The following is a 16,634-nucleotide window of genomic DNA, read 5'->3' as shown; positions in this document are numbered from 1 at the left end:
TATGAATCACAAGGATATTTTAGATGCATATAAATCAGGAGAAATAACCATCGGTGAGGTTGAAGAAAAGCTTCGAGAAATGAAACAGTCCTCCTTCAAAAAGCCTCTTTCTGAAGGACAAAAAGGTTTATGGATGTTACAAAAAATGTCGCCTGATATGAGTGCTTATAATATTCCTTTATGCTTTCACATCCGTAATCAATTGGATCTAGAGTCATTCAAAAAAGCCCTTCAGTTTGTTGTGAACCAATATCCTATTCTGACAAGCGTGATAAAAGAAGATCACGGAACACCATTTCAAATGATTCAGCCAGCAGCGCCTCTTTCTTTACAGCAAGAAGATATTTCTTCGATGGATTCGGCAGAAATCCTTTCGTATGTGAAGAAAAAAAATCAAGAGCCTTTTGTTTTAGAACAAGGTCCTTTAATGCGTATCTATTTGTTTTCTCGATCAGAGAAGGAATATATTGTGCTCATTAGTATCCATCATATTATATTTGATGGTATTTCCATGATGACTTTCATACCAACACTGTTGAGTGCATACCAAGATTTTGTTCAAGGTAGAAATCCAGTAGTAACGACTTTATCCACAGACTACCATGATTTTGTTGAGTGGGAACAAGAGATGTTGAAAGGGAATGAAGGCGAGAAGCATCTTGCTTACTGGAAACAACATCTTTCGGGGACGTTACCAGTTCTAGAACTTCCCACAGATCGTCCTCGGTCTTCGGTTCAAAGATTTAAGGGGCAAGCTTATTCAAGCTTGCTCCCAGATGAATTAAGTAAGCAAGTAAAATCGATGGCTCGCTCTCAAGATGTAAATTTGTCTGTCATCTTTCTAGCCATTTTTAAAGTTTTGCTACATCAATATACGAAACAAGATGATATTATCGTAGGTATTCCAACAATGGGTCGTCCAGAAGATCGTTTCGAATCACTGATCGGATATTTTGTCAACATGATTCCTGTAAGAAGCCAAGAAATGGGATCAAAATCCTTTTCAGAATGGATCAGGGAATTGCAGATCAGTGTAGTTGAGGGAGTGGATCATGCTGCATATCCATTTCCTGCACTGGTGAAGGAATTGAACGTAAACCGTACAACGGCGAATTCTCCTGTATTTCAAGTCGCTTTTCTCTATCAGAACTTTCTTCAAGTTACTAGTTTGAAAGAGATCCAAGAACAATATCAATCATTGAATATCGAATTTGTGGAAGAAATCCGCCAAGAAGGGGAATTCGAACTCGCATTAGAAGTTTACGAACAGGAAGAAAAGACTGTCCTTAACCTCATATACAATCCTGATCTGTTTGATTTAGCTACTATAGAACGAATGATGGGACACTATATCAAATTGGTGGAAGAAATTGCAAATGACCCATTCGTATCTCTCAAGAATTATTCATTATTACCACATGAAGAGCAAAAAAGTTTGCTTGTTGACTGGAATGCGACTCAAGCTGATTATCCTAAAGATAAATGTATTCATGAATTATTTGAGGAGAAAGCGCAAAAAAACCCCCATGAGATCGCTGTGATTTTTGAAGGAGAAGCTCTCACCTATCAGGAACTGGATCAAAAAAGTAACCAATTAGCCATTTACTTGCAAGAGCAAGGCGTATCTCCAGAATATCCAGTAGGAATTTGTGTGGATCGGTCATTAGAGATGATCGTGGGCATATTGGGGATTCTAAAAGCAGGTGGAGCGTATGTACCTTTGGATCCAACCCACCCTGAAGAGCAATTGAAGCACATGCTCAAGGATAGTGGAGTTTCAATTGTCCTGACCCAATCGAAATGGATGGAAAGAATCAATCTATTCAATGGAATCAATGCAAAAATGATTGTTTTGGATCAGGACTGGGAAGAAATCATACACGTAACGCATGGTAGCAAAACACTTCGACGGGATGTAAAGTCAGATCATCTGGCCTACGTGATCTATACTTCTGGAAGCACAGGAAAGCCTAAAGGGGTTATGGTTGAACACAGAAGCATTTTAAATACCTTATTTTTTTTAGAATCTCAGTATCCTGTGACCAACGAAGATACATACTTATTGAAAACAAATTATGTGTTCGATGTTTCATTGTCTGAGTTATTTGGTTGGTTTATTGGAAATGGACGTCTCATTATTCTTCCGCCCAATGGAGAGAAATCACCTGACCTATTGATTGAATATATCAAAAATTACAAAGTGACCCATATCAATTTTGTACCAGCGATGTTGAATGTTTTTCTGAATAGCGCAGAAAATGATCAAACATTTACGAAAAACTGTCCCATCAAATATATGATGGTTGCTGGAGAAGCATTTCCCAAAGAGCTAGTGAAAAAAGCAGTAACTATTTTTGAAAATAGCCGTGTTGAAAATATATATGGACCCACCGAAGCATCTATTTATGCTACTTGGTTTTGTTGTACAAAGGAAGGAATTATGAGTAATCAGACTCCAATTGGTAAACCTATAGCGAATACACAGGCTTATATCGTTGATCATCAGCTTAAACCTGTACCGATTGGAATTCCAGGAGAGCTCTGCATCGCTGGAGATGGTTTGGCACGAGGTTATTACAATCAACCTGAGTTAACAGCAGAAAAATTCATCGACAACCCCTTCCAACCAGAAACCAAGCTTTACAAAACAGGTGATCGGGCTCGATGGCTACCGGAAGGTCAGATCGAATATTTGGGACGGATCGACAATCAAGTGAAAGTTAGAGGGTTTCGGATCGAGTTAGATGCGATTGAAAGTCGATTGAGTGCACATCCTGGGATCCAAGAAAATGTTACAGTTGTGAAGCAACAAGATGGCCATAAAAAGCTGGTTACTTATTATACTGCCAGCGATGGAGCATTCCCCTTGACCTCACAAGAGTTACGCAACCATTTGAAATCTAGTTTGCCTGAATATATGGTGCCTTCACATTTTATCTGTCTGGATCAGATGCCATTAACACCCAATGGAAAAGTGAACCGTAAAGAATTAGAAAATAGGAAGATCATCATTGAGAGAAAGGAAAAAATAAACGAACCTCAAAGCAAGGTAGAAGAAAAGGTGCTGAATATTTGGCGGTCATTACTCCAAGTAGATGATGTTGGTGTAGAAGATGGATTTTTTGATGTTGGAGGGGATTCCCTTCTAGCCGTTGTTGTAGCCGAACGAATCAAGAAAGAACTACACTGTGATTTTAGTGTGACTGAACTATTCGAGTACGCAACCATTAAAGCGATCAGTCAATATATCAGTGGACTCAAAAAGAAAGACATGATCTCATCACCTGTTCCAGCTGAGAAATTAGAACGGAATCAGATAGAGATGGAGGAATTAGATCATATGCCGAAAACGCTTCCTGAATATTATCAAGATAGCGTGGCAATCATTGGGATCTCTTGTCGTTTTCCTGGAGCAAAAGACCACTTTGAATTTTGGAATAATTTAAAGGAAGGTAAAGAAAGTATCAAATTTTTCACGAAAGAGGAGCTACGAGATTTTGGAGTGTCTGAAGAGCTTATTCAGAATCCGGACTATGTTCCTGTGAAATCGACGATCGAAGGAAAAGATCTGTTCGATCCAAGCTTTTTTGGTATTTCTCCTAAAGATGCAGAGTTGATGGATCCTCAATTGAGGCTTTTATTGCTTCACTCATGGAAGGCGATTGAGGACGCTGGTTATGTTTCAAAACAGATTCCTGCTACAAGTGTATATATGTCAGCAAGCAATAATTATTATCGATCATTATTGCCTCGGGATGCAACAGAGGAACCAGAAAATCCAGATGGATATGTGTCATGGGTTTTAGGGCAAAATGGCACCATTCCTACCATGGTCTCTCATAAGCTAGGATTAAAGGGACCTAGTTACTTTGTGCATTCCAACTGCTCATCTTCGTTAGTGGGATTATATTCGGCATACCAGAGCTTACAATCAGGCGAAGCAAAGTATGCTTTGGTAGGTGGAGCTACTCTACATTCTCAATCCAATGTGGGGTATGTCCATCAAACGGGATTGAATTTTTCAAGTGACGGTCACGTTAAGACGTTTGATGCTTCCGCAGATGGGATGACGGGAGGCGAAGGAGTTGCCGTCATTCTACTTAAAAAAGCCATGGATGCGATTGAAGATGGGGATCATATTTATGCTCTTTTAAGAGGAATCGGTATGAATAATGATGGAGCGGATAAAGTTGGCTTTTACGCACCCAGTGTAAAAGGTCAATCTGAAGTTATTCAGAAGGTATTGGATGCTACGAAAGTCAACCCTGAATCGATTAGCTATATTGAAGCACATGGAACAGGAACAAAATTGGGTGATCCCATAGAATTTGCGGCTTTGAATCATGTTTATAAACAATATACAACCAAGAAACAATTTTGTGGAATTGGATCAGTAAAAACTAACATCGGACATTTAGATACTGCTGCAGGTTTAGCTGGTTGTATCAAGGTTGCATTAAGTTTATACCATCATGAGCTTGTTCCATCGATTAACTATAAAGAACCAAATCCGAATATGGATTTGGATCACTCTCCATTTTATGTGGTTGATGAATTAAAACAGTTAGAAGAAAGTTTGAATCCGTATAGAGCGGCGCTGAGTTCATTTGGACTCGGGGGAACAAACACTCATGCGATCTTTGAACAATATACAGCTACAAAGTCTAGGGAATTTGATGGAAGAGATTCAAGTAGTGAGGATCATCCATCTCTCATCCCTATATCAGCTAAAAATAGCGAGCGGCTCAAAGCATACACAGAAGAACTTTTGAAGTTTTTGAATACCTATGAGTTGGATCACATTCATTTGGCTAACTTGGCTTATACGTTCCAAGTGGGACGAGAAGCCATGGATCATAGAGTCATCTTTATCGCTTCTCATCTAGATGAACTGAAGCAACAGCTAGAGGATTTTTGTAATGGGAAAGAAAAGGTGGAAGGTTGTTTAGAGGGTGAAATCAAAAAATCCAAAGATGCTACACCATGGTTGGAAGATGAGGATACAGAAGAATTAATTAGACAATGGATCACCAAACGGAAAATGAGGAAATTGGCAGAGATGTGGGTCAAAGGTTTCCAGATTGATTGGGAGTTGCTCTATCCAGGTGCAAAGCCTCATCGAATGAGTTTACCGACCTATCCGTTTGCGCAGGAACGCTATTGGCCTCTGATCAGCAAAGATGATAGAAAAACATCAGCCACCTCAATTTTACATCCTTTAGTGCATCAAAATACTTCTCTGCTATCCGAACAACGGTTTAGCTCCACTTTTACTGGAGAGGAGTACTTTATTGCGGAGCATATTATTAAGGGTACAACGATCGTCCCAGGAGTTGTCACTTTGGAGATGGCTCGAACCGCTGTAGAACAAGCGATTGGTAACTTAGAAGATAGACAAGTCATGATTCGGTTGAAGAATGTGGTTTGGGTACGACCGATTGTGGTAGATCAAGGATCGATTCAAATTCATGTGGGACTTTTTGCTGAAGAAAATGGACAGATTTATTACAAAATGTATAGTGAATCAAACTCTGTTCACACAGAACCTATTTTGTACAATCAAGGTATTGCAGAATTGAGTTGGGTTTCAGATGATATCGCCATAGATCTTGAGACCATACAAAACCAGTGTGACCAAGGCATCATTTCTTCCGAGCAATTCTACAAAGGGATGATTGGGGCAGAGTATGGGCCCGGATATCGAGGAGTGAAGGTGGTCTATACAGGACAAGGTCAATTGTTAGCCAAACTATCTTTACCTGATTCTGTTTCCCATACCATAGATCAATATATCTTACATCCCAGCTTAATGGATGGTGCGCTCCAAGTGGCGGAATATTTACAAAATGTGACTCGAGCTATGCGACTCTCTAGTCATGGGCATGATTTCCAAGCCGCTTTACCTTTTGCTTTGCAAGAACTTGAAGTGCTCAAAAAGTGTGTTCCTAATATGTGGGTGTATGTCAAATATAGTGATGGCAATCAAGCAGGAGATCCAATACAGAAAGTGGATATTGACCTATGTGACGACACTGGGGAAGTTTGCGTACGTATGAAAGGGTTTTCGACGAGGGTATTGGATGGTGAAGTTAGATCCACAGAATCTCCATCGAATGCGGAGAGCTTACTGCTTGAGCCGGTTTGGAAAGAGCAGGTTGTAGGTGGAGAAACTCCAGCGTCTGAATATGTGGAGCATATAGTGATCCTATGTGAATGTGGCAAGACTGTTGAAGAAAATATTGAAACCCTCAGGAAGGATTTGCAGGTTTTATCCTTAGACTCGAATCAAGGTTCAGTAGCAGACCGTTTTCAAGTCTATGCAGGACAAGTGTTTGAGAAAATCAAGGACATCTTGATCAATAAGCCTAAAGGCGATGTGTTGGTTCAGGTGGTAACTTCCACACAGGGAGAACAACAATTATTCTCTGGGTTGATTGGGTTGCTAAAAACAGCAAGACTGGAAAACTCAAAGTTGATTGGACAGCTTATTGAGGTTGAAAGCAAAGAAGATTTTGAAGGTATTCAAGAAAAACTGTTGGAGAACAGGGGATGCCCTCACGATAAACATATTAGGTACCAAGAAGGAAAGCGTCATGTTGTAGATTGGAATGAAGTTACGCCTTCACAGTGTGAGGAGAGTATTCCATGGAAAGATGATGGGATCTATCTCATTACAGGAGGAGTAGGCGGATTAGGGCTAATATTTTCAAAAGAAATTGCGGATAAGGCTAAAAATGTGTCATTGATCCTTACGGGAAGATCAACTCTTGGAGAGGACAAAAAGGCTCAACTTCAGGAACTTCGTAAGATGGGAGCAAGAGTTGCATATAAACAAACGGATGTGACTGAAAAAGAGGATGTCTATCATTTAATTCAAGAGATTCAAAAGGAATATGGTCGTCTTGATGGGATTATACATGGTGCGGGGATTTTTAAAGATAACTACATGATTAAGAAAACGCAGGAAGAGTTACAAGAAGTCATCGCCCCAAAGGTTGCAGGGTTAATGAATTTGGATGAGGCGAGTAAGGGCTTGCCATTAGACTTTTTCATCCTCTTTTCATCTGTATCGGGAAGTCTAGGTAGTGTGGGTCAAGCTGATTATGCTACCGCAAATACGTTTATGGATGCCTATGCACAATACCGTAACTCGCTGACTGTAGTAAAACAACGATCTGGAAAGACTCTTTCGCTCAACTGGCCATTATGGAAAGAAGGCGGAATGCGTGTCGATGCTGAAACGCAAAAAATGTTGGAACAATATACAGGAATCGTTCCTATGAAGACGGAGACAGGCATTCAGGCTCTATATCAAGCATTTAATTTTGGGGAAAATTGCGTCATGATTGTTGAAGGAAAGTCGCAGACAATGAAACAAAAACTACTTCGAGCGATGGCTCCTACCCTTTCAACAACGAAGCAATTTACTACGGCATCTTCAATAACAGAGATTGATACCGTAAGCTTGTTGGATAAAGTGAAAGTGGCTTTAAAGCAAGAAATCTCTAAATCACTCAAGTTGAAGATTGATGAGATCGAAGACCATGTTGAGATGAGCCAGTATGGATTTGATTCCATTTCGATGACCGAATTTACTAATAAATTAAACCGGAAATACAAGCTTGAACTAACGCCAACGATATTCTTTGAACAACCAACGGTTCATGACTTTGCAACCTATTTGGTGGGAGAACATCAAGCTGTATTTGCAGCACAATTGAATGTACACACGGAAGTGAAGCATTCCATACAACCGGTTGAAAAAGATAAAGAAGTGGTGAACTTCTTCGATCAAAGACGGAACCCACAGTTTGTGAGCCCAGTGGTACAGCCTTCACAAAAACAAGTTGTAGATCACTCAGAACCGATTGCGATTGTAGGGATGAGTGGTGTTTTCCCGATGGCGAAGAATATGGATGAGTATTGGAAGAATCTCGTTGAGGGTAAAGATTGTATTACTGAAATACCCAAAGACCGTTGGGATTGGCAGGAGTATTACGGTGATCCTGTCAAAGAAGCGAATAAGACCCATGTCAAATGGGGCGGGTTTATCGATGGCATAGGTGATTTCGATCCTTTGTTCTTTGGTATTTCTCCACGGGAAGCTGAGCAAATGGACCCACAGCAACGGTTGTTGATGACCTATGTATGGAAGGCGATCGAAGATGCAGGCTATTCAGCTCAAAGTCTTTCAGGAACCCAGACAGGTGTATTTATTGGAACAGGAAACACAGGTTATAGTTCACTGCTTTCCAAAGCAAATGTAGCCATCGAAGGTTCTGCCGCTGCCAATATGAGTCCTTCGGCTGGACCGAACCGAGTCAGTTACTTACTGAATATCAATGGACCCAGTGAGCCCATTGATACAGCATGTTCTAGTTCATTGGTGGCCATTCACCATGCTATATCAGCGATTGAAGATGGAAATTGTGAAATGGCGATTGCCGGTGGAGTTAACACGATCATCTTACCCGAAGTTTATATCACCTTTGACAAAGCGGGAGCACTAAGTAAGGAAGGAAGATGTAAAGCTTTTTCAGATCAAGCTGATGGTTTTGCACATGGTGAAGGTGCAGGTATCCTTTTCTTGAAAAAACTGAAGGCAGCGGAACGAGATGGAGATCATATTTACGGAATCATTCGTGGGACTGTTGTAAATCATGGGGGACGTGCTAACTCATTGACGACCCCAAATCCGAAGGCACAAGCGGAATTACTGCAAACGGCATACACGAAGGCGGGAATTGATCCTAGAACTGTCACTTATATTGAAGCACATGGGACCGGTACAAAGCTTGGTGATCCGGTTGAAATTAACGGATTGAAGTCAGCTTTCAAAGAGCTATACCGAAAAACGGGTGACCCTCAGGTTACGAGTAGCCATTGTGGATTAGGATCAGTGAAAACAAATATTGGTCATTTGTCGCTAGCGGCTGGAGTTGCAGGAGTGATTAAAGTCTTATTGCAGTTGAAGCATCAAACGCTGGTGAAAAGTCTTCACTGCGATACCATCAATCCATATATTCAACTCAAAGATAGTCCGTTTTATCTCGTACAAGAAACGAAAGAATGGAAGGCATTGAAAGATGCCCAAGGTAACGAACTGCCTCGACGTGCCGGTGTTAGTTCATTTGGAATCGGCGGGGTCAATGCTCACGTCGTGATCGAGGAATATGTCCCGAAAGAAGTAGATGTTACATCACCTGCAAGCACCCCGACGCATCCAGCGATGATCGTCTTGTCGGCGAAAAATGGAGAGCGACTCCAAGAGCAGGCACAGCAATTACTAGAAGCCATCAGTGCCCAATCCTATTTGGATCAAGATCTAACCGATTTGGCCTACACGCTTCAGGTCGGACGTGATGCCATGGAAGAACGGTTGGGCATCATTGTAGGTTCAATCAAGGACCTCAAAGAAAAGTTGAAGAGCTTTGTAGAAGGACAAGAGAATATTGAAGATTTATACCGTGGGAAGGTAGAAAAGGGATCTTTACAAGCATTTATGGCAGATGAAGAAATGCAAGAAGTGATTGAAAAGTGGATACAGCGTAGGAAATATACAAAACTTTTAGATTTATGGGTAAAAGGGCTGAATGTGGATTGGGTCAAGCTATATGGAGATCACAAGCCAAACAGAATCAGTCTGCCTACGTATCCTTTTGCAAATGAGCGTTATTGGATCGTAGAGGCAGAGAGTGATACATCAAGCATACGTACCACAAGTACAACCACGGCATCTGTTTTACATCCTTTATTACATCAGAATACTTCCAACCTTATGGAACAGAGATTCAGTTCCACCTATACAGGAGATGAATTCTTTCTGGCGGAGCATGTAGTAAAAGGTCAACGGATCTTGCCAGGGGTGGCCCATCTTGAAATGGCAAGGGAGGCAGTTGGGCAAGCAGTAGGAATCTTAAAAGAAGATCAAGCATGTATCAAGCTTAAAAATGTTGTTTGGGTTCGGCCGATTGTCGTTACAAATCAACCATTAAAGGTTCACATTGGACTGTATCCTGAAGATGACGGAGAAATCGCATATGAGGTTTACAGTGAATCGGATGAAGCTGACGGTCAGCCGCTGATGTACAGTCAGGGAAGTGCAGTACTGAGTCGATCGGTTGAAAAAACACCCGTTATCCATTTAGCTTCCTTACAAGCTGGGTGTGTCCCAAGCACTTTCTCAGTCAGTCAAATGTACGATACTTATAAAATGATAGGTTTTAACTATGGGCCATCGTTTTGTGGAGTCGAGCAGGTTTTTATGGGAGAAAAACTGGTATTAGCAAAACTATCGTTACCTTCCAATATCATGGATCCAGATCCGTGTGTACTGCACCCTGGTATGATGGATTCTGCGTTACAGGCATCAAGTATCTTGGTAGGATCTAGTGAAGATCAGTTAATGTTGCCATTTGCATTAGAAGAGATTGAAGTGTATGGCAAGTGTACTTCTCAGATGTGGGCTTGTGTTAGGTATAGTGAAGATCACACAGCAACAGACAAGATTCAGAAGCGGGATATCGACCTCTGCGATGAACAGGGGCAAATTTGCGTACGGATGAAGGGATTATCTTTCAGGGCTATGGAAGCAGAAGTAGATTCAAAACGGTTACCTCAAACAACTGGAACTCTGATGTTTGAGCCCATTTGGAGAACCAAGGATGTTGAAAAAGGGATCGTAGCTCCTAATTATGCACAACATATTATACTTCTTTGTGAATTGAATGAAATTTCAGCGGAGAGTATTGAAGCGAGGATGAAAGGCGTTCAATGTATTGCACTAAATTCTATGCAAGAGGGAATTGCAGAACGTTTCCAAGCCTATGCTGAACAGGTATTTGAAAAAATTCAGAGTATCCTTAGTGATCGACCTCAAGATCCTGTGCTGATTCAGGTGGTTACTTCCACACAAGGAGAACAACAACTGTTTGCTGGATTGACAGGGTTACTCAAGACTGCTGAACTGGAAAGCTCAAAACTGATGGGGCAAATGATCGAAATCGATCCAAATGAAGATCTTGCGGGATTAGTAGAGAAGTTGGAAGAGAACAAAAGGAGCTCAAGCGATAAACATATCAAGTATCAGGATGGTAAAAGATATATTGCTGACTGGAACGAAGTAGAAGGATCAGATCGCGAAGTAAATATCCCGTGGAAGGACCAAGGTGTTTATCTCATCACTGGAGGTGCTGGAGGACTCGGATTAATATTTGCTAAAGACATAGTACAAAAAGCAAAAAGTCCTACCTTAATTCTCACAGGGAGATCTGAACTTAGTGACAAACGAGCTCAACTGGAAGAGTTTCAGGATTTGGGTGTAAAAGTAGAGTATAAACAAATTGATGTGGTCCAAAAGGATGCCGTAGACGATTTAATCAAAAGGATTGTGGAAGAGTATGGTCAACTGAATGGCATTATTCATAGTGCTGGCATCATTAGAGATAGTTACATCATCAAGAAAACAAAAGAAGAAATGCATGATGTTTTGGCACCCAAGGTGAAAGGGCTTGTCAATTTAGATGAAGCGAGTAAGGATTTGCCATTAGATTTCTTCATCCTCTTTTCATCAATCTCAGGAACGATGGGAAGCTCTGGTCAGGCAGATTACTCGATGGCGAATGCTTTTATGGATCATTATGCTGCATATCGGAATTCACTTATTAGACCCATGTATCGTCATGGACAGACGCTCTCGATCAATTGGCCATTATGGAAAGAGGGTGGGATGTATGTTGATGCAGAAACTGAAAAGATGATGATGCAAAGTACAGGGCTAGTTCCAATGGAGACTGCAACTGGTATTCAGGCTTTATATAAGGGTTTGACTTTGGAAAAAAGCAAGATGATCGTCATGGAAGGTGTACTGCAATCAATGAAGCAAAAACTGCTTCAAGGAACCCCGACTACGATTCAGCAACCTAAAAAGATGAAAGAATCACTGAATTCGACTACAGGAATTGATTCAGGAAGTTTATTGGATCAGGTACAGGGAGTGTTAAAACAAGAAGTATCCAAGTTACTCAAGATCAAAGTTAATGATATCAATGTGGATCTTGAGTTTAATCAATATGGGTTTGATTCCATCACACTCACTGAATTCGCCAATAAGCTTAATGAGCAATATAAACTTGAACTGACACCAACGATCTTTTTTGAACAACCGACGATTTATGATTTTGCAACCTATTTAGTTGAAGAACATCAAGCCATCTTTGTAGCCCAATTTGCGGTACATGCCAAAGTGGAGAACCCTGTACAAGTTGTAGAGAAATCGAGAGAAGAAGTAAACTTTTCCAATCAAAGACGACATCCTCGGTTTATCAGACCGCAAATACAGGATAAAGTTGTTCGCGAGCCGATTGCGATTGTAGGGATGAGTGGGACCTTCCCGATGGCGAAGAATATGGATGAGTACTGGAAAAATCTCGTTGAGGGTAAAGATTGTATTACTGAAATACCCAAAGACCGTTGGGATTGGCGAGAGTATTACGGAGACCCCGTTAAAGAAGCGAATAAGACCTATGTCAAATGGGGCGGATTTATCGATGGCGTAGGTGATTTCGATCCTTTGTTCTTTGGTATTTCTCCATTGGAAGCTGAGCAAATGGACCCACAGCAACGGTTGTTGATGACCTATGCATGGAAGGCGATTGAAGATGCAGGCTATTCAACTCAAAGTCTCTCAGGAACCCAAACAGGCGTATTTATTGGGACAGGAAACACAGGTTATAGTTCACTGCTTTCTAAAGCAAATGTAGCCATCGAAGGTTCTACTGCTGCCAATATGAGCCCATCCGTTGGACCGAACCGAGTCAGTTACTTACTGAATATCCATGGACCCAGTGAGCCTATTGATACAGCATGCTCCAGTTCATTAGTGGCCATTCATCACGCCGTATGTGCCATTGAAGATGGAAATTGTGAGATGGCATTAGCAGGTGGGGTCAATACCGTCGTAACACCAGAAGGTCATATCGCTTACGACAAAGCAGGTGCGCTAAGTAAAGAAGGAAGATGCAAAACGTTCTCAGACCAAGCTGATGGGTTTGCGGTGGGAGAAGGAGTTGGAATACTCTTCCTGAAAAAACTGAAAGCAGCGGAACGAGATGGAGATCATATTTATGGAATTATCCGAGGCACTGCTGAGAACCATGGAGGACGTGCTAATTCATTGACTACCCCAAATCCGAAGGCGCAAGCGGAATTACTGCAAACCGCATACACGAAGGCGGGGATTGATCCTAGAACCGTCACGTACATTGAAGCGCATGGAACGGGTACAAAGCTTGGTGATCCGATTGAAATTAACGGATTGAAGTCAGCTTTCAAAGAACTATACCAGAAAACGGGTGACTCTCAGGTTACGCACAGCCATTGTGGATTAGGATCAGTGAAAACAAATATTGGTCATTTGTCTCTAGCGGCTGGAGTTGCGGGAGTGATCAAAGTCTTATTGCAGTTGAAGCATCAAACGCTGGTGAAAAGTCTTCACTGCGATACCATCAATCCATATATTCAACTCAAAGATAGTCCATTTTATCTCGTACAAGAAACGAAAGAATGGAAGGCGTTGAAAGATGCCCAAGGTAACGAACTACCTCGACGTGCCGGTGTTAGTTCATTTGGAATCGGTGGGGTCAATGCTCACGTCGTGATCGAGGAATATGTCCCGAAAGAAGTAGATGTTACATCACCTACAAGCACCCCGACACATCCAGCAATGATCGTCTTGTCGGCGAAAAATGGGGAGCGACTCCAAGAGCAGGCACAGCAATTACTAGAAGCAATGAGTACACAACCCTATTCGGATCGAGATCTAACCGATTTGGCCTACACGCTTCAGGTCGGACGCGATGCGATGGAAGAACGGTTGGGCATCATTGTAGGTTCAATCAAGAACCTCAAAGAAAAGTTGAAGAGCTTTGTAGAAGGACAAGAGAATATTGAAGATTTATACCGCGGGAAGGTAGAAAAGGGATCTTTACAAGCATTCATGGCAGATGAAGAAATGCAAGAAGTGATTGAAAAGTGGATACAGCGTAGGAAATATACAAAACTTTTAGATTTATGGGTAAGAGGGTTGAATGTGGATTGGGTCAAGCTATATGGAGATCACAAGCCAAACAGAATTAGTTTACCTACGTATCCTTTTGCAAGCGAGCGTTACTGGATTACAGACACCGATTCAAAGATTGATCGTAGTTCAGCAAGTGTACTTACCCCAAGTACAACTACAGCATCTGTTTTACATCCGTTATTGCATCAAAATACATCTGACTTGTCCGAGCAAAGATTTAGTTCTACTTTTACAGGAAGAGAATTTTTCTTTACTGATCATAGAGTAAAGGGAAATCGAGTATTACCTGGAGTCGCTTATCTTGAAATGGCACGTGCAGCTATATCAAAAGCAGTAAGAGGCTTAGATCACCGAGCTAGAATCCGCATTAAAAATGTGGTTTGGACTCAACCGATTGTAATCGAATCTCAACCCATTCAAGTAGATATTGGTCTTTCTCCTCAAGATCATGGTGAGATTACTTATGAAGTCTATACTGAATCTGAAGTAGATGTAGAGCGAAACATACACAGTCAAGGTAGTGTGATGATTTACAATGGTGGGGAAGTCCCATCGTTAGATCTTAAAAAATTGTTGGCTCAATGTAGTCAGAATCTGATTTCATCTAACCAACTTTATGAGTTATATAAGACAGTAGGCATCGATTATGGTCCCAGTCATCAGGGGATTGAGAAGGTGTATATCGGAGAAGGGCAAGTGTTGGCGAAGCTGTCATTGCCTTCATCAGTCTCTAACACAGCGGATTCATTTGTTCTACATCCAAGTATGGTGGATTCAGCGTTACAGGCATCCCTCGCTCTATTGCTAGATTCGGATGAGGATCAGTTATCTTTACCTTTTGCTTTGCAAGAGATTGATATATTTGGCAAATGTACTTCTCAGATGTGGGCTTATATCAGACAGAGTGATCATAGTAAAGCTGAAGATAGGGTGCAAAAACTAGATATTGATTTGTGTGATGATCAAGGAAAGGTTTGTGCAAGAATCAAGGGAATTTCATCAAGGGTTTTGGAAAATCGTCTCCAAGACAAGACTATGTCAGAAATAGCATCGTCTAATATCGCAAAGGAATCCCACGCAGAGGCTCAGATATTGGCTCCTGTTTGGGATGTCGTTTCAGTTAAAAAGAATAGGGTACTTCCAGCAGGCATCGATGATCAAGTGGTCATTGTTGGAGGAAATAAACTCAGTATTCAAGCTGTCCAGCGACACTATCCCAAGGCACGAACGTTGGACATTCAATCCTGGGATTCGATTGATTCGATTGTGGAAAAATTAAAAGATTGTGGCTCTATCGACCATATCGTCTGGATTGCTCCATCTGAACCGATCGTCCCTCATATAGGTGATGAAATCATCGAAGGGCAGTACCAAGGTGTGATTCAAATCTTTAGGATGATTAAAGCTATGCTTCATCTAGACTATGGAAACAAGGATGTAAGCTGGAGTGTGATCACTGAGCAAACTCAATTGGTTCATCAAGACGATCTAGTGAACCCAACTCATGCAAGTATTCATGGTTTGATGGGTTCAATGGCAAAGGAATATTCAAACTGGAATCTCCGATTGATTGATTTAGAAACGGGTTATGATTGGGCAGATCCAGATTTATTCACCTTGCCTACAGATTCACAAGGAAATACATGGGCATATCGGAATGGAGAATGGTATCGACAGAACTTGCTCCCAGTTCAGCAGACCAAACCAACTCAGTCATTGTATAAGCATGGGGGAGTTTATGTTGTAGTTGGGGGTGCAGGTGGGATTGGTGAAGTCTGGAGTGAATATGTGATCAGATCCTATCAAGCACACGTTATTTGGATGGGTAGAAGGAAAAAGGATGAAGTGATTCAAGCTAAGCTTGATCGACTAGCAACCTTAGGTCCAGCTCCTATTTATATTGAAGCTGATGCAAGTGATCCAGATACTATGCAGCAAGCTTATCGAGAAATTAAAAATAAGTATTCGCAAATTAATGGGATCATTCACTCTGCAATCGTGTTATTGGATCAAAGCCTAGCCAATATGGATGAAGAACGTTTTAAAAAGGTGCTTGCTACAAAAGTTGATGTGAGTGTATGTATGGCTCAAGTATTTCGAAAAGAACCTTTGGACTTTGCAATGTTTTTCTCATCGATCCAATCATTTGCAAAAGCTGCAGGGCAAAGTAATTATGCTGCAGGTTGTGCCTTTAAGGATGCATTTGCACACCGACTTTCATACGAATGGCCTTGTGCAGTAAAAGTAATGAATTGGAGTTATTGGGGAAGTGTTGGAGTCGTAGCTTCACAAGAATACCAGCAAAGAATGACTCAAGCAGGTATAGGCTCTATTGAACCTCCTGAGGCCATGGAAGCTTTAGAACGACTCCTCAGCGGACCCTTGGATCAACTGGTCATGATGAAAACGACTACCTTTTTAAATGGGGAAACATCTGATTCATATGAACGAATCGAGGTTTATCCAGAAAATCCTGGTTCCAATATTCAAAAACTACGAAACTACAAACTAGGAGATCCTACAAAGATCGATCAAATGATATGAGGAGGGAGCC

The 16,634-nt window shown here is 41.3% G+C and carries 1 protein-coding gene; it reads left to right on the top strand.

The window, feature by feature from the left end; translation table 11 throughout:
• Position 1 precedes the first annotated feature (1 nt).
• Complete coding sequence (locus EDD58_RS10985; protein ID WP_131925538.1) at positions 2–16,624, top strand: non-ribosomal peptide synthetase; 16,623 nt, start codon at positions 2–4, stop codon at positions 16,622–16,624.
• The last annotated feature ends 10 nt before the right edge of the window (positions 16,625–16,634 follow it).

The organism is Hazenella coriacea, from assembly GCF_004341825.1.
Lineage (GTDB): Bacteria > Bacillota > Bacilli > Thermoactinomycetales > Thermoactinomycetaceae > Hazenella > Hazenella coriacea.
The sequence above is the reverse complement of the archived record's forward strand: the minus strand, read 5'-3'. Positions and strand labels throughout refer to the sequence as shown.

Coding starts and splice junctions, on each gene's coding strand:
- EDD58_RS10985 (WP_131925538.1), top strand. CDS start 2: ATGAATCACAAGGATATTTTAGATGCATATAAATCAGGAGAAATAACC.